This window comes from Bacteroidota bacterium (genome assembly GCA_019637975.1).
Classification (GTDB): Bacteria; Bacteroidota; Ignavibacteria; order UBA10030; family UBA6906; genus CAADGV01.
Genome location: JAHBUR010000019.1, coordinates 1 through 24,128 on the forward strand (window position 1 = coordinate 1; position 24,128 = coordinate 24,128).

At 51.8% G+C, this 24,128-nt stretch carries 22 protein-coding genes; 5 read left to right on the forward strand and 17 right to left on the reverse strand.

Annotated elements, in window-relative coordinates; translation table 11 throughout:
- Together KF749_11370 and KF749_11375 are read left to right on the forward strand one after the other, a co-directional pair.
- Positions 1-602, forward strand: a 602-nt coding sequence (locus tag KF749_11370) for a glycosyl transferase family 2 (GenBank protein MBX2991750.1), incomplete at its 5' end; no start/stop codon positions are given.
- A 10-nt stretch (positions 603-612) separates the two neighbouring features.
- Positions 613-1,239, forward strand: coding sequence for a tetratricopeptide repeat protein (locus KF749_11375; protein MBX2991751.1), 627 nt, complete (start codon positions 613-615; stop codon positions 1,237-1,239).
- Between the two features lie 71 nt (positions 1,240-1,310).
- Here KF749_11375 and rpsT read toward each other — a convergent pair whose 3' ends face one another.
- The gene (gene rpsT / locus KF749_11380; protein MBX2991752.1) at positions 1,311-1,565 is read right to left on the reverse strand and encodes a 30S ribosomal protein S20; all 255 of its coding nucleotides are present in this window, start codon (positions 1,563-1,565) and stop codon (positions 1,311-1,313) included.
- 167 nt (positions 1,566-1,732) lie between these two features.
- Between rpsT and KF749_11385 the strand changes: the two genes are divergently transcribed.
- The 3 genes from KF749_11385 (at position 1,733) to KF749_11395 (ending at position 4,140) form a co-directional block, all read left to right on the forward strand.
- Positions 1,733-2,479: an electron transfer flavoprotein subunit beta/FixA family protein gene (locus KF749_11385; GenBank protein MBX2991753.1), complete on the forward strand. Its 747-nt coding sequence runs from the start codon at positions 1,733-1,735 to the stop codon at positions 2,477-2,479.
- A 26-nt stretch (positions 2,480-2,505) separates the two neighbouring features.
- Complete coding sequence (locus KF749_11390; protein MBX2991754.1) at positions 2,506-3,477, forward strand: electron transfer flavoprotein subunit alpha/FixB family protein; 972 nt, start codon at positions 2,506-2,508, stop codon at positions 3,475-3,477.
- 84 nt (positions 3,478-3,561) lie between these two features.
- Complete coding sequence (locus KF749_11395; protein ID MBX2991755.1) at positions 3,562-4,140, forward strand: bifunctional nuclease family protein; 579 nt, start codon at positions 3,562-3,564, stop codon at positions 4,138-4,140.
- A 64-nt stretch (positions 4,141-4,204) separates the two neighbouring features.
- Here KF749_11395 and KF749_11400 read toward each other — a convergent pair whose 3' ends face one another.
- The 16 genes from KF749_11400 to KF749_11475 form a co-directional block, all read right to left on the reverse strand.
- Positions 4,205-4,915, reverse strand: a complete 711-nt coding sequence (locus KF749_11400; GenBank protein MBX2991756.1) for a pyridoxine 5'-phosphate synthase — start codon at positions 4,913-4,915, stop codon at positions 4,205-4,207.
- Positions 4,916-4,942: 27 nt separating this feature from the next.
- Complete coding sequence (locus KF749_11405; protein ID MBX2991757.1) at positions 4,943-5,860, reverse strand: hypothetical protein; 918 nt, start codon at positions 5,858-5,860, stop codon at positions 4,943-4,945.
- Positions 5,861-5,921: 61 nt separating this feature from the next.
- The gene (locus KF749_11410; protein MBX2991758.1) at positions 5,922-6,446 is read right to left on the reverse strand and encodes a BMC domain-containing protein; all 525 of its coding nucleotides are present in this window, start codon (positions 6,444-6,446) and stop codon (positions 5,922-5,924) included.
- 69 nt (positions 6,447-6,515) lie between these two features.
- Entirely contained in the window at positions 6,516-6,803 is a 288-nt protein-coding gene (eutM, locus tag KF749_11415; GenBank protein ID MBX2991759.1) for an ethanolamine utilization microcompartment protein EutM, read from the reverse strand.
- A gap of 114 nt (positions 6,804-6,917) precedes the next feature.
- Positions 6,918-9,467 (reverse strand): YfhO family protein, encoded by a 2,550-nt coding sequence (locus KF749_11420; protein ID MBX2991760.1) that lies wholly within the window; start codon positions 9,465-9,467, stop codon positions 6,918-6,920.
- A 72-nt stretch (positions 9,468-9,539) separates the two neighbouring features.
- On the reverse strand, positions 9,540-10,688 hold the full coding sequence (locus tag KF749_11425; protein MBX2991761.1) for a glycosyltransferase family 4 protein: 1,149 nt from the start codon (positions 10,686-10,688) through the stop codon (positions 9,540-9,542).
- Between the two features lie 9 nt (positions 10,689-10,697).
- The gene (locus KF749_11430) at positions 10,698-13,271 is read right to left on the reverse strand and encodes a T9SS type A sorting domain-containing protein (protein MBX2991762.1); all 2,574 of its coding nucleotides are present in this window, start codon (positions 13,269-13,271) and stop codon (positions 10,698-10,700) included.
- Positions 13,272-13,316: 45 nt separating this feature from the next.
- Positions 13,317-14,387, reverse strand: coding sequence for a LamG domain-containing protein (locus KF749_11435; GenBank protein ID MBX2991763.1), 1,071 nt, complete (start codon positions 14,385-14,387; stop codon positions 13,317-13,319).
- Between the two features lie 302 nt (positions 14,388-14,689).
- The gene (locus KF749_11440) at positions 14,690-15,466 is read right to left on the reverse strand and encodes a methyltransferase domain-containing protein (GenBank protein MBX2991764.1); all 777 of its coding nucleotides are present in this window, start codon (positions 15,464-15,466) and stop codon (positions 14,690-14,692) included.
- Positions 15,467-15,492: 26 nt separating this feature from the next.
- Entirely contained in the window at positions 15,493-16,626 is a 1,134-nt protein-coding gene (locus KF749_11445) for a glycosyltransferase family 4 protein (protein MBX2991765.1), read from the reverse strand.
- Positions 16,627-16,635: 9 nt separating this feature from the next.
- A complete protein-coding gene (locus tag KF749_11450; protein MBX2991766.1) occupies positions 16,636-17,946 on the reverse strand; it encodes an oligosaccharide flippase family protein in 1,311 nt (436 codons plus the stop codon).
- Positions 17,947-17,948: 2 nt separating this feature from the next.
- Complete coding sequence (locus KF749_11455) at positions 17,949-18,794, reverse strand: glycosyltransferase family 2 protein (GenBank protein ID MBX2991767.1); 846 nt, start codon at positions 18,792-18,794, stop codon at positions 17,949-17,951.
- Entirely contained in the window at positions 18,791-19,822 is a 1,032-nt protein-coding gene (locus KF749_11460; GenBank protein MBX2991768.1) for a LamG domain-containing protein, read from the reverse strand. Before KF749_11460 ends, KF749_11455 begins: the two co-directional genes overlap by 4 nt.
- A gap of 5 nt (positions 19,823-19,827) precedes the next feature.
- A complete protein-coding gene (locus tag KF749_11465) occupies positions 19,828-20,598 on the reverse strand; it encodes a class I SAM-dependent methyltransferase (protein MBX2991769.1) in 771 nt (256 codons plus the stop codon).
- Between the two features lie 9 nt (positions 20,599-20,607).
- Positions 20,608-21,753 carry a glycosyltransferase gene (locus KF749_11470; GenBank protein ID MBX2991770.1) on the reverse strand — a complete coding sequence of 382 codons (1,146 nt, stop codon included), beginning with the start codon at positions 21,751-21,753 and terminating at the stop codon, positions 20,608-20,610.
- Positions 21,750-24,077: a YfhO family protein gene (locus KF749_11475; protein MBX2991771.1), complete on the reverse strand. Its 2,328-nt coding sequence runs from the start codon at positions 24,075-24,077 to the stop codon at positions 21,750-21,752. Before KF749_11475 ends, KF749_11470 begins: the two co-directional genes overlap by 4 nt.
- Positions 24,078-24,128 lie beyond the last annotated feature (51 nt).

The following is a 24,128-nucleotide window of genomic DNA, read 5'->3' on the forward strand; positions in this document are numbered from 1 at the left end:
TGCCCGAGGTTTGGAGATCGAAGCTCCCGTTGAAGATAAAGATTCATGCGACATTCCATCTGACAAACAATCTTGTCTTTCCCTTTATCGTGTTGGCGGGAATTCTGAACGTTCCGCTCGTGCATATCAAGCATGCCGGGTTGCACGATCAGTATTTTGTATTTATGTCGGTGTTCGTGTTTGCCTTCATCGGGTCGTTTCTGTTCTACCTTTTCTCGCAAAAAGATGTGTACCCCGATTGGCAACGACGGTTGTTCTTGTTCCCGGTGTTTATGGCAGGCAGCATGGGCTTCGCCGTGAACAACAGCCGGGCTGTGATCGAAGGGTTATTCAAAAAGAAAAGCGAGTTTGTTCGCACACCGAAGTACAACATCAAGGACAAGAAGGATTCCTGGACAGACAAAAAGTATGTTCCCGTGAAGATCAGCTCGACGGTTTTGATTGAGATTGTGCTTGCGGTGTACTGCTTGTTTGGCGTGCTTTCTTCGTTGTATTTCCTTGAGCTTGCGGCGGTTCCGTTCCAGTTGTTGTTCTTGCTCGGGTTTTCGTTCACCGCTACACTGTCCATTAAACACGCGGTTGTGGGCCGCCACCTGAGATAAAAACACTCCTATGCCGGGTCCGATCAATATCTCTGCATCCTTTGCGCGTGAAGCGGCAAATCTTCTGCAGAACAACGAAGTGCAGCATGCAATGGAGTTGTGCATGGCCGGCATACGGGTATTCCCGGCCTACGCGACAGGCTACCTTGTTCTTGGCAAGTGTTACGAAGCGATCGGGAAAAAGCGGGATGCCTCCGCTCAGTATCAGGAGGCACTGAAGCGCCTCCCCGACAACCCCACGTTGCTCTCTTTTGTGAAGAAGTTGGATGAGGCGTTGCAGAAAGAACTGCAAAGGCAAATGGAAGAGCAGCGCCGGACCGAAGCAACCGGACCGCAATCGCCGCCTCCACCGCAACCGGAAGAAGTAAACGAAGAAACTGCGTTCGACATTCTCACCAAGAAGCTCCGGAACGTCAAGAGAATTCAATCCGACGCCTCGTCACCACCCCCTCCCCCGCCGACTCCGAACAATGTCACGTTCGCTACGTCGACAATGGCCGAGATTTTTGTCAAGCAGGGAAACTATGCCGAGGCAATCGCGGCATACAAGGAGTTGGCTTCCAGAACACCCGACGAACACTACACTCAACGGATTGCTGAACTGGAAAAGCTGTTGGAACTCAAAAAGAAGGAGTGACACGGAAGCGCCGGAAACACGAGAGCCTCGCAACAGCGGGGCTCTTCTTGTTTGCGGCGTGTTTGTGAGCGTTACTTCTTGGCGCTGACAAATTTGGTCAGTTTTGATTTCTGGTTTGCTGCATTGTTCTTATGGATGACGCCCTTTGCTGCAAGCTGGTCGAGCAGCTTCACGGTCTTCTTCAGTTCGGCGGCGGCTTCCGTCTTGTCCTTCGTTCCGCGCAGTTTTTTTATTGCCGAACGCATTCTGGATTTCGCCGATGCATTACGTTCAGCTCTGCGTTTCGATGAGCGAGCCCGTTTTTCTGCTGATGGATGATTTGCCATTCTGCTTCCTTAGGTGAACTACAACTGGTGAAAAATTGTGAGTCAACTTACGCAAAAAACGCGTGAGAGTCAATTGTCTTTCTTCTCGCCTTTCAGTATATTGAGCATTGCAATATCCGTTCTCCCCGAATTCCATCCCAATTCACCCAACATACCCTGGAGGATTGATGAAGATTGTTGTTTGTGTAAATCATGTTCCCGATACGGAAACGAAAATCAAAGTTGGCGCGGACAGCAGAAGCATCGACAAGACGGGCGTCAATTTCATGCTCAGCCCCTACGATGAGTTCGCTGTTGAAGAAGGATTGCGGCTGAAGGAAAAATTCGGCGGCGAGATTACTGTGATCAGTCTCGGAAGTGACGCACACAAGGAAACTCTTCGCAAAGCGCTTGCTATGGGGGTCGAGAAGGCCATTCTCCTGAAAGATGATGCTGTGCGCGATTCCTTCGGGGTGGCAAAGGGACTCGCGGAAGAGCTCAAAGCCATGTCTCCCGACATTATTCTTTTCGGAAAACAATCCATCGATTATGATGATGCTCAGGTGGGAACAATGGTCGCAGAACTTCTCGGGATCTCGTCCGTCTCCGTTGTTGTCAAACTGACGATCGACAACGGAAAGGTTGTCTGCGAGCGGGAAATCGAAGGCGGACATGAGACTGTGGAAACGTCGCTTCCGTGCGTCATTCAAGCCCAGCGCGGCTTGAACGAACCGCGGTACCCGTCCCTGAAAGGGATAATGTCGGCCAAGACGAAACCCATCCAGGAGAAACCTGCTGCAGCCGGAGAGCTTCGCGTCGAGTCGATTGCACTTCGTAAACCTGAAGCAAAAGCCGCCGGAAAGATCGTCGGCACGGACAAATCCGCAGTTCCCGAACTCGTACGTCTCCTGCACGAGGAAGCAAAAGTCATCTAACCACTCAAATTGGAAACGGAAGAGAAATGAAAATCTTAGCATTTGCCGAACAACGGGATGGTAAGTTCAGAAAATCGACATTTGAAACAGTTCAAACAGCGAAGAAGATTGCAGGCGAGCTGAACGGCGAATTGGTTGCCCTTGTTATCGGAAGCGGTGTTGAGGGTATTGCCGGTGAGTTAGGAAACTATGGCGCGGGAAAAGTGATTGTTGCAGAGGATCCTGCTCTTGCACAACATTCCAACGGTGCCTATGCAAAGGTCATTGCCGATGTCGCAAAAACCATCGGGGCAGATATCGTTTTCTTGGCCGCCAGCCAGATGGGTAAAGATATTGCCCCGCGCATTGCGGTAAAACTCGGGGCAGGGCTTGCCTCCGATTGCGTTGCACTCAAGGTGGAGGGCGCTGATGTTATTGCCACGCGACCTGTGTACGCAGGCAAGGCGTTGCTCGATGTGAAAGTGACTACACCGGTGAAGATGTTCTCACTGCGGCCGAATGTGTTCACGGCAACGCCCTCGCAGGGCTCGGCAACCATTGAGAAAGTCAGTGTGTCGCTGCAGCCCGATGATTTGAAGACTGTGGCAAAAGAAGTGAAAGTTGCAGCAGGCCGCCCCGATGTAACGGAAGCGGATATTATTGTCTCAGGAGGCCGCGGGCTCAAAGGGCCTGAACACTGGCATCTGATAGAAAATCTCGCCGACGTGTTGAACGCCGCTGTGGGAGCGTCGCGTGCAGTAGTCGATGCGGGATGGCGGCCCCACGATGAACAGGTCGGTCAAACAGGAAAGACGGTCGCCCCGTCGTTGTATATTGCCTGCGCCATCTCGGGGGCTGTGCAGCATCTCGCGGGGATGTCGTCATCAAAGTGCATTGTTGCAATCAACAAGGACAAGGATGCCCCGATTTTTCAGATTGCCGACTACGGAATTGTCGGCGATGTGTTCGAGATTCTGCCGGAATTGACCGCCGAGTTCAAGAGAGCATTGGGCGCGTAGGTTACGGTAACGGTTCATCTTGATTGTTACTGGGTTTTTCTCTATATGGAACGTAGAACCTGAACGATTGAATGGAGATTGGTAGTGGACAAGGTGCAAGTTGACATACTCGGTCTTTCGACAAATCCTGCCAGCGGCGGAGCGTACGCCCTCATCCTGAAGGAGGTTCACGGAAACCGGCGGCTGCCGATCATCATCGGCGCGTCGGAGGCGCAATCCATCGCTTTGGAAATGGAGGGCATCAAACCACCGCGCCCCCTGACACATGACTTGATGAAGAACATTATTTCATCCTTCGGCGCGGAGCTTTCCGATGTTGTCATTGATGAATTGCGTGATGGCACCTTCTACGCAAAGCTCAACATCGACAGCCAACTGATCGACTCGCGACCGAGCGATGCGATTGCTCTTGCCGTCCGCTACGGCGTACAAATATTTGTGGCCGCTCCGGTTATGGAGGAGGCCGCGTTTATACCGGAAGAAGAGGAAGAGGAGGGATTGCCGCATGCACGTCAGCCGCGATCAAAATCCGCTTCGCCGCCCACGAAAATGACGAAGCTTGAACAGCTCAACCTGCAGCTCAAAGAAGCCATCGAGAAAGAGAACTACGAGAAGGCGGCAACCCTCCGGGACGAGATACGAAAACTGGAATTGCGTGATTAACGCATGTCGATCCCGGACGTAAAAAAGCTCTCACAGGAGGGCTTTTTGATTTGCACGCAAGACTTTACTGAACCAACCTTCGCATTTCCTGTACTGCCCGCTCAATCCCGACAAAAACGGCGCGGGATATCACTGCATGACCGATGCTTACCTCGTCTATTTCCCCGATTGACCGGAAGGGAATGATATTTGTATAGTTCAGTCCATGCCCCGCATTAACCGCAAGTCCCAACTCCTTGCCGAGTTGGGCCGCCTTTTTCACAACGTCAAGCAACTCGCGCTGTTCCTTCTCCGTTCTGGCGTTTGCAAACTCACCGGTATGAATCTCGATCATATCCGACCCGATTTCATGTGCGGCGCCGATCTGTTCGGCAATCGGATCGACGAACACACTCACTTCGATGTCGTGTTTATGGAATTCTTCGATGACGTCTCTCAGGTAGTTCTTGTTCCCGCGAACGTCCAACCCTCCTTCAGTTGTCAACTCCTGACGCTTCTCCGGAACGAGCGTCACAAGCTCCGGTAACGTTTCAATCGCGATGCCGATGATCTCTTCTGTTGCGGCCATTTCGAGATCGAGTTTTGTCTTTATCGTTTCGCGCAGCACACGAACATCGCGGTCGTTGATGTGTCTTCGATCCTCGCGGAGATGGCAGACGATCCCGTCGGCCCCGGCCAATTCGCAGATTGCCGCGGCCGTTACCGGATCGGGCTCCACTCCGCCTCGTGCTTCCCGAATTGTTGCAACATGATCGATATTGATCGTCAATCTCATGGCATGGGTTCCTTTAGACTCTGGTTATTACTTCTTTCGTACAACATACTTCATACGTTCGGGCGATTTCTTCACTACACGCATATCCGGAGGTAGCGTGACGACCGGGTCGAGAACGCCGCTGGTATCGGCAAGGATTTCGCGATAATCAATGGTCACCCGAATGTTGTTCTGGCGGAGCGCCGCAAGCTGGTCTATTGCCCCTCTCACCACGATATCAATACGGGGAGTTTCGAGAATCACTTCCCTGTTCTGTGGCAGGGACAGCACTTCGACCGGAAGGCCTGGAAACGTCTTCTCCGCAAACTGCCGCACATCAATACGCAGTTGAACGCGATCTGGGTGGAATACGAGCGATGGAATCGAATCGGATATCGGAACGGTTACCTCGATATCCTGCCTGAGTTGATCAAATGTTCTTGAGGCCGTCGGCCATGACCGCATGTGTTGGAGCAAACGCGATGCGCCCGTTATAGTCACACTTTCCGGAGAAACCGCCGTCTGTCCAACCTGTGCAAATCCTTCGCGGAATGTTGCACTATACCGCGCATGAACTGCTACACGGGTCGTTGTAATCGTGTCCAGCGAAACAAGCAAGGTCTCGGGAAACATCGAGATGGGCAACACGCCGAGACGTCCGCTGATTTGGTCGCCAAAATCGCGCAGTGTCAACGCGTGTTGCCTGAGCGGCATGGCATCCAGATCTATGACCCACTCCACTCCCGTTCCCCATGCGACTTTCGCCAGCCGCCATCCGTAGTCGTTGAAGGTCAGCCGGACGGACCGGGGCAACGGATTGCTGATTGCTTTGCCGGCAGGAATGCCCCGAACAACAAGCGGAGCGGTAACCTGAATCTGGTATTGGTCAGTCATGCTGACGGAAAACCAGAGGAGCAGGGCAAACAATGTTGTGGCAAGAATAATATGAACGCTTCGGGATTTCATGGTCAGGAATGGAAAAACTCCACCGGGAGTGTCCGATGGAGTTAGTCAATGCAAGGCGGTACTATGCGCCCTTTCGTTTCTTCATCAACTCAACAATCAGGAGCTTCTTGTTGGCCTTTGAGATTTGCCGTCCCGCGATACCCAGTCCGCCAACCTCACGCGCAAGAGTCCGGAGCTGGTGAACAGTCATTGCGTCCAGTTGTTCTTTGTACTCATCGTCATCGCTGCTTGCCACAAACATGTCGATTGTTTCAACGACGGAACGTTTGGGTTCGGGTGCCGGATTCGTTGCCGGAGCGGTTGCTTTGGGGGACGAGCCTCGCAGGATGGATTCAATCTCCTCGGCCGGACGCGGAATGACATGCGTTGCAATGAGATGGCCAACCCGCTGAGCTGCCGCTGCCGCGGCATCGACAGCCGCCTTTACTGCCGCGACCTCGCCGATACATTTCACGGTTACGAAACCGTTCCGAATGTACTCGGAGTCGAGGATTCGCACGTTGGCCGTCTTCACCATAACATCGGCTGCCTCAATCGATCCGACAAGCCCGCGTGTTTCAACCATGCCTAATGCGTATTCAAGCATCATCATTGCCCATGACTAAGACGCCAGCCCTGATTGCTCAAGACTGGCGCAGAAACATCCACTTCGGGATTACTTTGTTGCGGGCCGCTTCGGGAGAATCATCTCTACGTCAGAATGCGGACGCGGAATCACGTGAACGGAAACGAGCTCGCCCACACGCTGCGCTGCCGCTGCTCCGGCATCGGTGGCCGCCTTCACGGCGCCGACGTCGCCACGCACCATCACGGTAACATACCCGCCCCCGATAACTTCTTTACCGATCAGTGTTACGCGGGCGGCTTTTACCATTGCGTCAGCCGCCTCAATCGAGCCGACGAGACCCTTGGTTTCAACCATCCCAAGCGCGTCTAATGACAGGTCTGACATGTGTGATTCTCTCCTTGTGGTGATGGAAAATCATGTATCCGAAAGACTTCTTCGGAGAAAAGCCAATGCGAAGCACATGCAATATAGAGAAGCGGGAGCATAGAATCAACTTTGAGCTTTTGCCTGCTCCTTATGATCTCTCCCGAAACGGGCACGAATGGAGGGATTTCTCAATAATCCGAAAACAACGCAAAGAACAGCAACACCCCATGCTGCATTTGAGAGCGTCCAGCCAAGCTGGTATACCGTCGGTTCAAACTTGAACACAACCTCGTGCTCCCCGGCCGGCACGATCACGGAGCGCAGAATAGAATTCGTCCGATGGATCTCGGTTTGAACTCCGTCGATGTATGCGTTCCATCCGGCTGGATAGTAAATCTCACTCAATACCATCAATGATTGCGATGCGTTCTTCGTCTTCAGAACAATGTTCCGCGACTTGAAATCAACGATCTGAACACTTGCAGAACTGTCAGGCGGATGAATGTCTTTATTGAGAGGGGCCTGAAGAATGCCCGTCGATGCCGGATTAAATTCTCCCGAGTTCAACAACCGGAAAACTTCGCTGTCATCGTTTGCAACAACAGCGTTCTTCACGAAGAATGCTCGCGGCAGCGCATCACGATTTTCGTAGGTCAACACTCCGCGCCCCGCATCGGTGTGTACAAGAGCAAATCCATCCGGCAACTGTCCTTTTGCAACAAGATATCGGGCACTCAACATGTTCACCACATTCATGTTTACGGGAAAGGCCGGATCCCACCCGTTGTACAAACACGAATCAACAACCGTTTGATAAATTTTCAACTTGGCCGGACTGTAGCCACCGACAGAATGAAGGCCGTGATATTGATATGACGTTTCCTGGTACAATTCACCCAATGGAAATACCCTGAACCATTCGTTCTGCCGTCTCAATCTCTCATTTTCTTGCGAGAGAAACACAACTGTCTGGCTCGGCTGGAAACTTCCTTCAAGATTTGCCTGCGGCTGCGGGTCTATGAACTTCGCATCGATGATAAACAAATCTACCAACAAAATACCGATGATCAATGCCGCAAACAATCCTTCTCTGATTGCTTTGTTGATGTAGAGGATGATGCTCCCGATTGCCGCGCCGGCAAGCAAAACGAATTTTACATAGTCGTTCCACAGCAACTCAAAGCGGATTCTCTTGAACTCTCCGATAATCTGGGCTGTTTGTGCTCCGTAGCTTTCACCCTCCCGCGTGAACGTGAAACCGAACAGTTCAAAGAATGAGGCTTTCATCGTGAGTGCGGCAAGAAACACAACGCCGAGCACACCGAGCGTGTAGTACAATCCCCTTTTGAACTTCTCTCTGTTGAAGTCCTTTGAAATCTCCTCCAACAAATAGTGGAACCCGAACGCGCCGAGAACAGCAAACGTGAACGCGATGAGATGCAAGATCATTGCGGGCGCACGGAATTTGTTGAAGAACGGCAACATATTGAACAGCAACTCATAGAAAATCCCGAAATGTTTCCCGAACGACATGAGTAACACGAGTACTGTCAGGAGAGCAAAAAAGAGAGTCTTTGTATTCCGCTTGTACACCAACGTGATGACAGCGAGAAGAATCGGGACAATGCCGACATACACCGTCGAGGTATTGAATGGCATCGTTCCCCAGTACAGCGGCAGCCCCATTTGCTGTCCTTGCCAGTTGTGCACATACGTGCTGGAAAAGCCGAAGAACGACGGAACAAGAAGTGTCAACAACTCAGCCGGATTGAACGACCAGTTGGTTGCGTACTCCCACGTAAGTCCTCCGGTAGCGCCCTTTGTTCCGCCGCCGCGTATCGAATACTGGGCGTACTCATACACCGAGAGGTAGATGTACGATGAAATGCACAACCCGACAACCATTGCCCCTGCGAAGAGAGCCGTCTTCTTGGGAATCAGCAGCTTGTTCTCTTTGAAATCCCTGATGATGTGATAGAGGAGATAGAATCCCAACACCATCAAAACGTAGTAGACAATCTGCAAGTGATTGGTAAGCAACAACGTTCCGATGCCGACGCACAACAAACCGAAACTGAGAAGATCGCGCCGCTCAAAAACTTGGTGCGTCAACAGAAACACGAGCGGCAGATAACTTAACGCCATCAGTTTCGAGCCGTGACCTTCAGCCGCGAGAGCTATACCGTAGGGGCTGAGCATGAATGCAATTGCCCCGAGCAGGGCTGCAACGCGGGAGAGTTTCCATACGCGCAGCAACATGAACATGAACACGCCGCAGAAGAAGTAGTACACGGCAAACCAACTCCACTTTCTGTTCATGTACAGGAGGTCGAGAATCTCAACAACGATTTTCTGGGCATAGCTGACATCGTGCGGCAGGTAATGCACATTGCCGAACGTTGGCATCCCGCTGAAGAAATGAGGCATCCATAGCGGGTCAACGCCTTCTGTCTCTGCAATCGTGTTCCCGACTTTTTCATACGTCAGGGCATTTGCCGTATCGCCGCCGGTTGAGAACGCGCCATCATCAAACACGATTCCTCTGAACAAGACAAGCGTAATCAGATACAGGAACGCAACACAAAGGAGATCCTGCTTCACGGGTGAGAGCGATGAGAAGATTGAGCGTTGCGGCTGTTCGCGGAGGGGCGAGGTCTTCTTTGCTTTTGCCATGCTATCCTTGCATTCAGTTGGTGCATTTACAGTGAGAGTGGAGCAACGCAGGGCAGATTCTCAACGACGAAGCTACGGTTCCAGAATGGCGAGAAGTTTCCGCACAAACCGGTCTTTTCCGAAGTCTCTAAATCGTTCTCTCACATGGGTTTGCATGGAGGAGAGAAGCGGCTGGTCGGCGATGAGGCTGAGACTATGCTCCACAAGTTCGTCCACACTGCTCCAAAGATAGCCAGTTTTGCCGTGCGAAACAATTTCTTTTTGCCCGCCGCGGTTGACGACGACAGGAACACAACCCGCCGACATGGCCTCAATGGTGGACATGCCGAAATGTTCCGCACGCTCAGGATGCCTCTGCTCGTCAACGCCGAATCCGGCTGCATGCCAGAAAATCGTTGCCTCGTTGTAGTGTCGCTTCAGATCTTCGTATGGAGTATTGACGTGAAAATAGATGGGAAGCCCGTCTGCCGCGGCACGCAATTCGTCAAGATACCTCTGCGACGCTTCATCTGATCCGCAACTGCCGACAAGCCGGTATTGCCAGGTAGTGTTCGGCAATTGCTTGTATAATTGCTTAAATGTTTCGATGAGAATATCGTACCGCTTGTCGTTGTACAAACCGCGGAAGAACCTGCCGACGCTGAGGATGACGCGTTCCTTCGGGGTTCCCTCGACGAGGAAATCATCAATTGCCGGTTCGAGAATTGTTGAGGGAATGTCGTGAATGATGTTGAGCGAGTAACTGACGAACTTTGAATAGACAAGAACAGCTTGTGTTTCGTGCAAGCGTTTCAGAAGATCGCGACGAAGGAAGTCTTTTGCCGCCTCTTTCAAATCCCCCTTCAACATCCTCACTAGAATTGTGACGCGCGAAATGTGTCCGTAAGGGATTTGCAGCACGGCAAACGTCTGATGCGCGCGGGAACGGAAAAAGCGGTAGTTGGTGATATAGAAACAAACATCAAAACCGCCCGACATTTCCTCCGCGTGTTGCCGCAGCATGTTCAAATCGCCATCAACAAGATGGACGCGTGCAGCTTCGATATCGATCTTGAAATAACGGGAAACGGCATCCTTGTCGAAGGATGCCGTTTGCGCGATGAGTGTAACTTCGTAGCCGGCGCGAAGCAGCGTCTCACCAATTGCCAGCATGTACTTCTCGCCGCCGCCACGAGTTGACCAGTATTCTGAATAGATGAGAACGCGCTTCGTGACGGACATGCGGTAATGCTATTTGAGAAAAACGAGTTTCTTGTTCACCGACAATCCGCCGGCCTGCATCCGGTAAACATACATGCCTGATGCAACATGAGCAGCGTTCCATGAGACCTGATGCCGTCCTGCAAGACGCATTTCATCAACGAGAACGGCAACCTCTCTCCCCAACATGTCGTACACCGCAATTCTTACCAACGAAGGCTCCGGAACATCGTACTTGATTGTCGTTGACGGATTGAACGGATTCGGAAAATTTTGATACAATGCAAACTCAGTCGGAAGCGGTTGTCCGCCGCCGGCACCCGTTAATATCACCGAAACCTCACCTGAAGATACACTTTCATTCCCTGAAGAGTCAAATGCCGTGACTCGATAGTACCAGCGATTGCTGCCGGAGACATTCAGGTCTACAAACGCGTTGCCCGTTGCAGTTCCAATTCTGTTTGACGCCGCAGGAATGAAGTTTGCTGCTGCCGAACGATACACCCAATAGCCCATCACATCGGGTTCCGGTGATTGATCCCATCCGACATTCACCTGCCCAACTCCGGCAACTGCAAACGGATTCGCCGGCGGCGCCGGAGAGATGTTATCCACCGAATAGCCGCTGTCAGGATCCGAGAAGAAGACGTGCACATTGTTCACCGAGTGTGCTGATACGCGAAATACCGACCAATGCATTCCTCCAAAGCGAGTCGAATCATACAAGGTTGGTGCAACAAACGAATATTGTTCGAACCTGACCGCGGGAATCGTTGCAACAAAATCCCAAAGACCCGGGCTCCCGGCAACTCTTCTCCATACTCCGTACTGCACCACCTGTATCGAGTCCCCGATGCGATCATGAATGCTCGGATGCCAAATGATCCTGACTTGTTTTCCTTGATCGGCGGGAACGTCACGGATGGTCATGATCACGGGTGCATCGCCGGCAGCAAACGCTTGACCTCTGAGCGCGATTCGAACAACCGGCCGGTTCGGGTCGTTGCTGTGAATCGAAAGCGTTCCAGTGTCTGTCTGTGCTGCAATCGGAGTGTAGGTCACAGGAACGATACGCGAAGTTCCGGGCGGTACCGGGAACGTGACCGGTATAATGGCCTCGAAGACATTGTTGTTTGTTTCTGTTCCAAAATGCAAAGTATCTTGCAGGCCGGTATTTCGGACAACAAGGTTGATCGTTGAGTACGAACCAAGCAGTATTCGACCGAAGTCAATGGAAGTGTGCGATACTTCGATCGTTGGAACGAAGGGATTGGAAGGATGCAAGGCGCCCTTCATGATCCTCACTTCATCGATCACGCCCCGGAAAAATGTCGGCTGAACGAAATTCTCCCAACTACCCATTGTCAATGGCCGTGCATTCGTCAACGGAAACGTCACAGGATCATTCAACGGAGTTGCAGCATGTAACCCGTCAACATACAGGAAGAGTCTCCCGAGAGACCGGTCGCGAATCAATGTTGCCTTGTGCCATTGATTATCGTTAAATGACTCCGTGCTGGTGATGCGCAATAGCGTGTCGGGAAATGGAGTATCATCACGATTGCCGATGATACCTTGAACTTTCCCGTTCAGAATGCGCAAAGCGAATCCCGGAAGCGGAGCCAACCCTCTTCGGATGATCTCACCCGTATCCTGCTGGGTAGTTTTGAACCATGCCTCTACCGTGAAGCTCTGCGAAGTGTCAAAGTTCATTCCTACCGGATTCTGAACGAACACGTAGTTGTATGAACCGCTGAACGACCGCGCATTGCCGCTGACGCCGGCTACGATTGTCGTCCCGTATGCATTGCCGTCGTTGCCGTACGGACCGGAGTCGGCGACGAGAGATCCGGTGAACTCATCATAATGCCAGAGAGCAACCGTGTCGCTTACAACCGGCGGAGCGGAGCGTGCAACATTCGAAATGCGGGCCTCGTCTATCACTCCGTTGAAGTACTGCGGCTGAACGTTGTTTTCCCACTTACCGAATGTTAATGGCCGATCGCTTGATAACGGGAATATTATCGGATCGTTGATGGGTGATGTTGCAAGCACTCCGTCGACATATAGTCGGATTTCTCCCGCTCGATGATCACGTTCCAGAGTCGCGAGATGCCATTGACCATCGTTCACAAGTTGCTGGCTTCGGATTTTGACGAGCGTATCCGGAAAGAAGCTATCCTCCCTGTTGCCGAGCTCGCCCTGCAAATATCCGTCCTTGATAACGAGTCCGTAGCCGGCTGTGGGCGACAACCCTTTCCGGATCAGCCAACCCAATTGCGTTGTGGTTTTAAACCAGACATCAATCGTAAAGCTCTTGTTGGCTCCGAATCCCAACGAACCGTTCGACGGATTGTTCACATGAACAAAATCCGACGTGCCGTTGAACGAACGCGCATTGCCGAAACGTCCGTTCGTAACCGTAGTCCCGTATGCTGTTCCGTGATTTCCAAACAACGAAGTATCCCGCACGAAAGAACCGCCGGTTTCATTGTAATGCCATAACGCCACGGTGTGCTCATCAAGGACAAACGGCGCGGGCGTTTGGGCGATGAGGGCCAATGGAGAGATGAAGAGCATGAGAAAAATGATGATTGATTTCATAGAGCCTCCCTGTGCCAGATTGTCGAGAATTGGAAATAGATGGCGCTACATATCAGAATACAAGGTCTGGATTTCCTGCTGCGACAGAGCCCGACTGTACAATCGAACATCGTCGATTGCTCCGTTGAACATGTGGCTCGGAGGATCGTTGAGTCTACCGAGAATTCCACTGATCGCGGTCCGCGTGTTGGGGGAGCGCGCAATGCTGTTTGCAAAGCCGGTTGCAACTTGCTCTCCGTTCTTGTAAAGGCGCATCGTCAAGCCGTCCCACGTCGCAGCGACATGGATCCAACTGCCTGCTACGGAAAGTGATGCAGCATCAAGAATAGAAACAGCCCCGGCATCTGTGCCATCGCGAGAAATAGTAAAGCGAAGCCTGTTTGTGGGGTGAATCCCGACGGCGTAGGTTCTCCCGTCCACTCCATCAACTACATCCCATCTCGTCACAATGTGCCTATAGTCGAACCCGCCGTTATACTTGATCCAAACAGAGATCGTTAGTGCATTTCGCGGATTCAGGGCTGTATCGCGACCCGCATCAATGTATGCCGAGAAGCCGTTGAACGAGTAGGCCCTGTTCGGATTCCCAAATCGATCGGCGACCAAGGTCGCGTTGTTGACAACTCCGTGATGATTGTTGCCACTCTCATCATTCGCGTTGCCGTTGAACGGATAATACAGCAAAAGGGATGGATCCTGCGTTGGTGTGCCCCACGTGACAACAATAACAATGCGCCCCGTTGTGGGCATCAATTGTAGGGCAATGCTCGACGTTGCTCCCGGGTAAACGTCTACGTCGGTCTCACCGGAGTATCGAACGATCCCCGAGGTATCTTTAGCATCGATGCGAAGATGCCAACGCCCGACAGGAACATCATCAAAACTGCCGGTCGCACTGGAGTCCGATATTGCCATACTCAACGTACGATCAGCATATCCCGCTCTGGAGAGTGTGGCAACCACAGTGGTAATTCCCGGAGGCGGACTGGCAAACCGCAGCACCATATTACCGGCAGGCTGATTCTGATTTGAAAGATCCGGCATCGTGCCGCTGTCATTGCAGGCCAAGGAAAAGAACAACACAAAGAACAGGGAGAACATGACTTCGCGTTTCATGGTTACCTCCTTCGACAGATTCATGAAATGAAGTTGCGCGGTAACTGTTGCGTTGCATGATCAAGCCCCATGAGACGAGATGGAGCGCAAAGAACAGACCACGGGACGCTTAGGTAAGAACGGTGTCTAACATCCATCTTCAAGCCTCCGTTGAGAGGAATGCGGGGAGCAAACTAGACAGGAGACAATGAAATGTAGGGAAAAGCAGATGCCAATGTCAAGTGGAGTTTGTGCGTCTGCAGGGCGGATTGACGATGGTCAAGTAACAAGGGTGGTGCCCGAAGAAGCTGGTGAATAGTGACCTATCTCTCTTTCTGAATCAACGCAACGGCAAGTCCGGAAGCGCCTGCATTTTGATGATCGGAATAGCCGGTGTTGTATAATTCGTCAGGGTTTGCGGGCCTCCACCCGGATTCATCCGAGTACGTGAAATACAATTCGTTAATGTGGGATGAGTTGCGGGCAACGGCAAGCAGTTCTTGCCAATGAAGTGAATCATAATTGCGCAGCCAGCCATGATCCTCGAACTTGCCGAAAGGAACACTTATGTAAATCATTCCGCCGACACGAATTATGCGCATCATTTCCTTTAACGCCGCCTTGTCCATCTCCTTGTCCAAGGTGAAGTCACTTGTGTAGATGGAGTTGTCCATCCCGAAATGCTCGAGGGCGGAGATACACCATATGAGGTCAAATGACTCGTCCTGAAAATCCGTCTTGGCAATGTTTGCAACAACCGAGTTGGTGTAGAGCAGGCGTACCTCATCGCCCGCAGGAACAATGTCAACTCCGGTAATATCTACCGGGCTCGGCAGAGATTTCAACATACGGGCGTGGGCGTTCATGATATTGGCATGACCGACATCCAACACTCTTTTTCCGGCCCGATATGTCAGTTGCGCGACAAGCAATTCAACAACACGCTCCGTCATCCCTCTGCCATAATTCCTCGGAAGAGAAACTGATTGCGGAAAATTCTGTTGAGAAAGGGACAGCGCTCGTTTGATTTCCCGATCGATTTTCGGCGGAATTAACGCATGATAGGCGCTCAATACCAATTCGATCAGACTACTTTTCATTCTATCTCCTTTTGATGAAGTCGCTGTTACTTCTCCAACGTATCATAGACTTTCAAAATAGCATCAACGGCGTTTTCGACCGAGAATCGTTTGGCGCGAGCGAGTCCCTTCAATGCAAGCTCACGACGCAGTTCCTCGTTGCGGTGGAGAAGTTGTATAGCGTTGCCGATCTCAGCGGTACTCTCCGCATCGACAAGTAACGCAGCTCCTTCCCCGATCTCTTTGAGGGAAGAATTGTTGGCCGTGATTACCGGGGTGCCCGATGCCATGGCTTCCACAACCGGATAGCCGTGCCCTTCATAAAGAGAGGGAAAGACAAACATCATCGCCATGCGGTACAGCGCAGCAAGATCCTCGTCGGCAACATAATTCAACAGGTGAATCCTGTCCCGCACGGAAGATGTGTTGACCGCCGCGAGAATATCTTCATACATCCATCCTCGTCTGCCGACGATAACAAGGGACACGGTGTCACTGATTGACTTCTGAAACAGCTCGAATGCTTTCACCAACCGCGGGATGTTCTTCCGCGGTTCAAGTGTCCCGACAAACAATATGAAGGGAGTCGTCAGATGGAACTTCTCACGTACCCGATTTTCATCAAGCGGGGATCGGATATTTGTAAACACCGGATCAGTTGGAGGACGGACGACGTGAACCTTCTCTGCGGGCATGTCCATCATTTCTATCAGATCGGCCCGGGTGTTCCCGGAGAGAACTGTTACCGCGTCTGCTCTCCGAAGTGAGCGGCGGTAGAGATAGTTCCACTTTCTTGCTGTAGCTTTGTTGTAGAAATGGGGGAACTTGTAATACGCGCTATCGTTGAACGAAATGATTGCCTTTCCTTTTCCAATCGGAGGCAACAGCGGCTCGGCACCGTGAAAAACATCAAAGCGACCGAGGAAAGTCTGAATGGGCGGCACGCGCAGGTAATTCCAATACATGCGTTTCACGATTCCCGGAATTTTCGCAATCGAAAGGCGGGCGTTGGGCGTGACGAGTGACTCGATCATCTCCACATCCAAATCCGGAGCCCACCCATGAAGCAGATACGTATGTTGACGATCGGCGGCAAGCAGCCCCTGTAACTGCATCACCGCCAAACGGCCGATGCCGGCACGCTGTTGTCGAAAATGGCTGACGTCGTATGCGATGATCATGCAGGTTACTCAGACGTTAAGCTTTGTTCGGATAAACGCCTTGATATCGCGTGTTCTGCCCCCCACTTCCCTCAATGTCACGGGAACGAATTTGTTCATCTGTACAATTGTCATCCATGCAAGCACAAGAGTTGAGAGCACATACCCAATAGTCGCACCGAGCGGACCGAGCCAGGGAATGAAGACCATGTAAATCACCACCGACGCGACAAGAAGCGCCAACCCGATGTAGAATCCGAGGCGGGCGTGGCCGAGTCCCAACAATGTGTTGGAACCGACAGCGCTCGCCGGGATAATAAACGACAACACAGCGAAAATCTGCAGCATTGGTACTGCCTCAGCATAGCGGCCCTGATACACGATCCCGACAAGCAACGGCGCGAAAAACAGGAACAACACAAACACAGGAACCATGCCCACCGTGGAAAAGTTCAGCGCTTTTTCCACGAACGCTTTGAGCGACTTCGTTTCTCCTTTCGAGGCAAGGAGGGATGTTGCCGGAAGAACAAACATCTGCAATACCTGCGCCACCATGTCGAAGATGCGCGTGAAGATCTTGACCGAATTATATACCGCCACTTGCACCGGCCCGCCGAACGCGGAGAGGATAAATGAATCCGCCTTGGTGTACACCATGTAGCTGATCAAACCGCCGAGCGTGTATTTGCCATAGTCCCACACCTTGACCAGTTCTTCCTTCCCCGGCCGCCACTGCAAGCGAATCAACGAACGGGAGACCCACAACCCCAGCAACGACGACGCGGAAAGCGACAGGATGTTGATCATAATCAGATCAAGGGCCGTATCGAACAGATTCATTTTTGAGTAGGCGTAAATCAAGGCCGGCGCGCCGATGAAATGGATAAAATCCACCCAAAACACCTGTTTGATGAGAAACCGGCTCTGCAATAGGACGAGCGTGAAGTTGCGCACGAACGACGCGGCAAACATCACCGGAAGATACAACATCAGAGGCGCAAGCTTCGGGGATCTGAGCAACTCACTGAATGGATCGGCAACAACCACGATGACAAGCGAGAACGCGAGGATGAACACAATATTTAACAATAGCGCAGCACTCAAGATGCTCTTCTGATCGGCATTCTCCTCGGCGGCGAACTTCAGCAACGGCTGCAATGCGAACGCCATGGCAAGCCCGGTGACAATCAGAAAAATTTCCTGAATCAGGACAAAGTTTCCGAACTCCTCCTCCGGCAGAACGCGGATGACGAGCACAACATACGCCACACCGTACACAACGGGCAGCGCCTTGTCTGCCAACCCCCAAATGCCTTTGCTGAGATGTTTTCCGAGTTCCACTGCTACTGCCGCGCTGTAAGAAGATACCGGACTCCTGCCCAACCGTTCACCAGCAGGTTCATCCACGGGAAGACGAGCTTTTGCGGCAATGTCGAGTAGCGGAGAAAGAACCGGAAGTTGCTGATGAATTTATTCTTCATTTTAAAGAACGAAAGATGGCCGCCGCTGGCAACCGAGAGCTTGTGCCAGACTCTCGCCTTCGGCTCGAAGTAGACGGAATAGCCGGCCCGCCGTGCGCGCGTGCACCAATCCGCATCCTCCCCGTACATGAAATACAATTCGTCCAGCATACCGATCTTCTCAACAACCTCCCGTTTTGTTAGAATACAGCAGCCTGAAGCGTAGTCAATTTCACGCGTTGTATCATACTGTCCGCTGTCAATTTCACGAATGCCGGTATGCTTCATCGTCCCTGTCCACATCGAGATTTCTCCTCCGGCAAACCAGATGCGCGCCGGATCGTCGTGGTAGTATATTTTCGGGGCAACCATTCCGATCTTCGCCTCCGATTGAATGCGAAAGACAAGATGGTTCAGGAAATCCTTGTCAACCGTCGTATCGTTGTTCAGCAGACACACCAGGTCAGCCTGTTGCTCAAGGGCGTACTTGATTCCGACATTATTCCCGCCCGCGAAACGGAGGTTTTCTTTCTGTTCAAGAAGAACAACATGCGGGTGATGCTTCCTGAACTCATCCGCAGAGCCGTCGGTTGACGCGTTATCGACAACAACGATCTCGACATCCGGATACGTGAGTTGCGCAAGCGAATCGAGGCATTCGAGAGTTACGGCTTTGCCGTTCCAGTTAACGAGAATAATCAGCACACGCGCGTACGGAGCGGTAGTCACTTCACGGGCCTCTGTACGTCACAGATCATTTTCACCTCTGCGGCAGAAAGTGCCTTGTTGAAGATCATCACATTCCCGAGGCTTCCGTGAAAGCACCCGCCCCAAGTTTGTGCGTGACCGACATGCAGCTGCACTGCGTTAGTCATATCTCCGACGCTCACGGAGGCATATAATGTGTCCGGATTGCCGTTTTTATACCACCGAACCATACGCTTCTCGGCGTCGTATGTAACTGCCCAATGCTGCATTCTCCCTGCATCCACGTCGGCGTGAGAGTGGAGCATAGTGGCGGAACCCGCATCTCCCTCGATGCGTAAATTCAGTTTACGTGGAAGATACCCGTCGTTGTAAACAACGTAGCCGGGTGTGCGATCGGATTGCTTTTTGCTCACGATGCCATTGCTCTTCCCTGTTCCCCATGACGCCGGACTCATCCAGAAAAGAATCGACATCCCCGCTGGCATGTTCAGACCGGGAGAGTCGGGGGACTCAATGTACCCGTCAGTACCGCTGAACTCGAAGAAGCCGGGAAGATCAGCCCGGGTTATGCCGGAGCCGCGCATGAAGGCGTCGTGTCCGCTGCTGCTTTTGTCGGGGACACGATCGCCGGAAACGCCTTCGAACGAATAATGCGCTACAAGACCTTGATGAATGTTTGCGGGGCTGACTACAATTGATGCAATATGTTCGAACCGGATGGTCAGTTTCCCGAGAATAGTCTCGATGTCAAGTGATCGGGCGGTGAACTCGCCTTGCAGCACATCGCCGTTTGTGAGCCGGACACGTGCAAACTTTCCCGCTGTATCCATCTCAATCTGCTCAAGCATTTCAAGTTCAAGGTCGAACATCGCATACAATGTTTTGAAATGCAATTTCGTCACAATCGCGGTACCGGCAAGTTGTGATCCATCAACAAGGCGTACCGTCAGCGCCACTGCATCTCCCCCTTGAGAGGCACTAACGCGTGAAAGGGAGGCCACTAAAGCAAGAAAGACAATTCCGCCTGCTATCCGGTACAATGTCCGCATAAAATCTACTCCTGTGTCTTGGATAACAAATAGACAACTCCGGTACAGACCACTTCGCCTATCACGGGAATCTCCGCAACTTGACCTGCGGGAATGGGCTTCAACCCGAACCGGATGTGATTCGGGCTGATAAGATACGCCTGCTTGCCGGATACCGTTAATCCGTTGCGTTCAACGATTGCTTCGAACTTCTTCATACCCATCTTGAGTCTGCCGAGTTTCCTGACCTCATCCAGAAAATACTGTTCCTCGCCTTTCAAACGGGGGATAACCTGCGTCATGGCAAACGGAAGAAGATGGAAGAACGGCAACTTCGCCCACGAGGTGTTCAGCAGTTGCTGATGCGCGCCGTACGCCGAATAGTACGGCGGAAACGTGATCATGATGTTGCCCGTCGGTTTTGAGTATGCTGCAAGCTTCTTCATCACCTGATCCTTGTTGTCGAGATGCTCGAACACGTCGTGCAGGATAACAAGGTCGTACTGAAATGTACTGAACGGCAGCTCATCCTCGTACAGGTTACCGATGGCAAGGGGAATGTTGCGATGTTCTTTTAGCTCGTTGGCCGCATCTATACGTCCGACCTCAACATCGAAGCCGCAACAGGGAACGGCGCCAGCGTCGTACATTGCGCAAAGTCCGCCTCCTTCGCCGCAACCAACGTCAATAACGGAGGCCCCCTTCACCGGCGAACCCCAGTGTTCGAGCAGCGGAATCATGTACTTCGCCGCTACATCATATTCGTACTGCCAGTATTTTCGGGTTTGTTCGTGCATGCAAATCTCTCACCGCAGAGACGCGGAGGAAGCAGAAGGTTCTCGCACCAGTTCCTCAATCGCCACCGCCATCGCCTCCCAACTATACTTCTTCTTTTCGATTTCGACGTTTGCTGTGAATTCTTTCTCACGCCCTTCCTTGAAAAAGCGGAGAACGGCATGTGCCAATGCCTCGGGATCCTTCGGCAGAACGACAAAACCTGTCACGCCGTCACGCACTACTTCTCCGAGTCCGCCCACGTTTGACGCGATCACCGGCTTGTTGAAGTTGTATGCGATTTGTGCAATGCCGCTTTGCGTTGCAGACGTGTAAGGAAGCATAGCCACATCGGCAGCGGAAAAATATAACGCTACCGTCTCGTTTGCAACATAGTCCGACACAACGGTAACGTGGTCCCGCAATTCGTAATCCGACATCAGTTGTTCATACGGCTCACGTTTGTCGTAAAACTCGCCGACAACGAGAAGTCGAACATTCATCTCTTTCAGAATCATCGGCATTGCTTCCAACATCGTGAGCAGGCCTTTGTACGCACGAACGTAGCCGAAACACAACAATACCCGTTCATCGGTAATGCCTAATTTCCTGCGGGCGAATTCCTTCTCCACCGGTGATCCGAAAATGTTGTACACCGGATGCGGAATCTTCCTGTACGCAGCTTGCGGAAAGAACTTCTTCAGATCAAGCTCGACGGCATCGGATTGAACAATGAAATGATCTGCCGCTTTCAACGCGTATTTCGTAAACACAACATCGCCAGGCCGTCGTTCGTGCGGCACAATGTTGTGGCAGAGAAAGAGAACCTTCGTATTCGTTCCGCGAGTTGCAACGCGGGCAATGGTCCCGTAGCAAGGCCCGAAGAACGGGAGCGAGTATGTGAAAATGAGAAGATCGGGCTTGCGTTTTCTGATTTCCCGACCCGTACTTATCCACGTCAGCGGATTGACGGAGTCGATGCGCTGTTCTGTCGGGATGCGAATCATCTCATCCACTTCGTTCTGCGTTTTTCCCGGAAACAGGAACGCCGGATACTGACGCTTGAACGTAATCACCTGTACGGTATGTCGCTTGCTCAACTCCTGAAACAGCAGCGCCGTATGATGCGCAATACCACCGCGCCAGGGAGATGCCGCGCCGACGATAATGATGTTCATGATGCGGACTCAACAGTATCGTCACGACGCTTACGGCGAGAGAAAAGAATTCCTGCAATACACAGCAACAGCGTTCCTCCCGAAATCCACGCGCCGTTTGAGAATGTTGACGGCTCAAACCGTATCTCGACAACGTGGTTGCCCGCTTCGACAAACACGCTCCGCAGATGATAATTTGTTCTGTAGATTTCCGTTTCAACGCCGTCAACGTACGCTTTCCAGCCGGGATAGTAAATCTCGCTTAACACTAAAATTCCGGGATGACTTGTCCTGGCGCTGATCGAAATTCTGTTATTCGAGTAATCCGTAATGCGCGCCTCCGACTCCGGCTGGACGTGAAGCTCGCTCAAAGGCCTGCTTGGTTCTTTCTCAAGAACCGCTGTTGTGCGATGGTTGAACTCAGGGCTCTTGATGGAGGCCAGAACGTCTTGATCTGTTCGTGCAACATGAACCTCGTACACGAAGAACGTCCGCGGCAGGCGCGTCGTGTGTTCGACAAGAGTCTGTTGCCCGCTTTGTTCATCGAACACGGTTTTGTATTTCACGTTCAGCAAGTCAAGACTTTGTTCAGCAGAGCCGTATGGTGCATACTTGCGTTCAAGCGCAAGAGGCGTGTAGCCCTCCATCATAAAAATCCGATCCATCATGCCCTGATTGCGATCCCACCCGGGAAGCATTCCTCGCGCATTGCGGGTATTCACGCGGAACAGTTCTTTCTCCCCCTCTTTCTTGAAGAACAGAGCAAGATCACTTCGCCGGTTGAAATACTCGGCAGGATTCATCGCGCCGTTGTTTTGGCTTCCGCCGAAGACAAACATATCAACAAAAAGCAATCCGGTGAGCAACAAAGCCGCAAAGCGCGTCAGGTTTCCTTTCATCACTATTCCAAAAAGTATGCCGGCACTTGTCAGCAGAAGAAGGATCGATGGGGTGACACCTTGTGAAATCAAGGATGCTACTTGCTGATACGACGCGCCGGCGATGGAGCCGGAAAAGCTGCCGGAGGTAATCAGGAAGTAAAGAAGAATCCCGAGCCCGCTCGCGACCAGCAATGCATTGCGAAGAAGTTTCCTCTCCCGGTCGCTTTTTGACTGATAGAGGAGATATTGAAGTGAGAATGCGGAAAGCAATGCCGCCGAAAGGGTCAGCAGAATGCCCATACGGGCGGGAATTCTGAACGTTGAGAAACCCGGAATGAATTCGTGGAAGATCTTGTACAGGAAGAAATTATCGCCGAGTGCGAAGAGAATTGAAAAGACTGAGAGGCCTAACAAGAACGCGACATGTTTGTTTTTTCTCAATATGAATGAGACAACGGCAAGAAGCAGCGGCAGAATACCGAGATAGATGCATGTCTCCCAATAGTAGAAATACTGTCCCGGCCCGAAATACTCGTAGCCCGATGCCCCCGCAACCCCGAACATTTTCGGGAAAAAGAGTGTCGCCAGTTGCGACCACGCAAGCGAGCCTTCGGCTGATTTCTCGAATGTAATTTGCGCCCTGTCTGAAAGATCCGACAATTCAAACGTCGGCAACAGTTGAATCATTGCAATCGCAACGGATATCGCGACAATGCTTGCCGCCTTCGCCGACATGACAAGCGCAGGTCGTGACAACAACTGATTTCCTTTGAATGTTGTCAGCAATTCCAGCAGCAAGTACAATCCAAGAAACATGTAGAGATAGAGTGACAATTGTGGATACCCTGCGAGTATCGAATGGCCCAACACCAATCCACACACAAACACATATAGCCAGCGTTGTTCGCTCAGCGCTTTACGGAATAGAAGAACGACAAGCGGGTACCATGCAACAAGCGTGACGTTCTGCTGATGAATCGCGTGGACAATCATGTAGCCGGAAAGCATATACGCAACAGCGGCAAACAACGCGGGAATGTTGTTCAGTTTGAACGATTTGGCGAGATAAAACATGCCGACTCCCGCCAGCACAAAATGGAGAATGATCATCAACTCCAGCCAGTAGTAATTCAGCGAGCCGTTACTGACAAACAGTGTGAGCAGCAGACAAGGAATATACAGCACAGTCGTTTGAATATCGGCAAGGAAGGGCATGCCGTTGAATGTGTAAGGATTCCACAACGGCAACTCGCCCGATGCGAGAGACGTGGCCGCGAAGGTGCGGAAGGGATAATTCTGATAGATGAAATCCTCCCAGAAGTATGCCTGACCGAGAATGATTTTGTGGAAAAACACGAAGACAAGCGCGGAGAGAATCAACACACACTGCATGTTCGTGGGTTCGAACTGGCGAACCGGAGCCGGAGCGCGTGAAGGCGTGGATTTCTTTTCAGCTTTTGACATGAGGCATTTCGAGGATTCCGATTACTGAGGCAAGGCAGAAGCGCGGAGCCG

Excerpts from the sequence above, each read along its gene's own strand:
- KF749_11375 (MBX2991751.1), top strand. The coding sequence starts at position 613 with ATGCCGGGTCCGATCAATATCTCTGCATCCTTTGCGCGTGAAGCGGCA.
- rpsT (MBX2991752.1), bottom strand. The coding sequence starts at position 1,565 with ATGGCAAATCATCCATCAGCAGAAAAACGGGCTCGCTCATCGAAACGC.
- KF749_11385 (MBX2991753.1), top strand. The coding sequence starts at position 1,733 with ATGAAGATTGTTGTTTGTGTAAATCATGTTCCCGATACGGAAACGAAA.
- KF749_11390 (MBX2991754.1), top strand. The coding sequence starts at position 2,506 with ATGAAAATCTTAGCATTTGCCGAACAACGGGATGGTAAGTTCAGAAAA.
- KF749_11400 (MBX2991756.1), bottom strand. The coding sequence starts at position 4,915 with ATGAGATTGACGATCAATATCGATCATGTTGCAACAATTCGGGAAGCA.
- KF749_11405 (MBX2991757.1), bottom strand. The coding sequence starts at position 5,860 with ATGAAATCCCGAAGCGTTCATATTATTCTTGCCACAACATTGTTTGCC.
- KF749_11410 (MBX2991758.1), bottom strand. The coding sequence starts at position 6,446 with ATGCTTGAATACGCATTAGGCATGGTTGAAACACGCGGGCTTGTCGGA.
- KF749_11420 (MBX2991760.1), bottom strand. The coding sequence starts at position 9,467 with ATGGCAAAAGCAAAGAAGACCTCGCCCCTCCGCGAACAGCCGCAACGC.
- KF749_11425 (MBX2991761.1), bottom strand. The coding sequence starts at position 10,688 with ATGTCCGTCACGAAGCGCGTTCTCATCTATTCAGAATACTGGTCAACT.
- KF749_11430 (MBX2991762.1), bottom strand. The coding sequence starts at position 13,271 with ATGAAATCAATCATCATTTTTCTCATGCTCTTCATCTCTCCATTGGCC.
- KF749_11435 (MBX2991763.1), bottom strand. The coding sequence starts at position 14,387 with ATGAAACGCGAAGTCATGTTCTCCCTGTTCTTTGTGTTGTTCTTTTCC.
- KF749_11440 (MBX2991764.1), bottom strand. The coding sequence starts at position 15,466 with ATGAAAAGTAGTCTGATCGAATTGGTATTGAGCGCCTATCATGCGTTA.
- KF749_11445 (MBX2991765.1), bottom strand. The coding sequence starts at position 16,626 with ATGATCATCGCATACGACGTCAGCCATTTTCGACAACAGCGTGCCGGC.
- KF749_11460 (MBX2991768.1), bottom strand. The coding sequence starts at position 19,822 with ATGCGGACATTGTACCGGATAGCAGGCGGAATTGTCTTTCTTGCTTTA.
- KF749_11465 (MBX2991769.1), bottom strand. The coding sequence starts at position 20,598 with ATGCACGAACAAACCCGAAAATACTGGCAGTACGAATATGATGTAGCG.
- KF749_11470 (MBX2991770.1), bottom strand. The coding sequence starts at position 21,753 with ATGAACATCATTATCGTCGGCGCGGCATCTCCCTGGCGCGGTGGTATT.
- KF749_11475 (MBX2991771.1), bottom strand. The coding sequence starts at position 24,077 with ATGTCAAAAGCTGAAAAGAAATCCACGCCTTCACGCGCTCCGGCTCCG.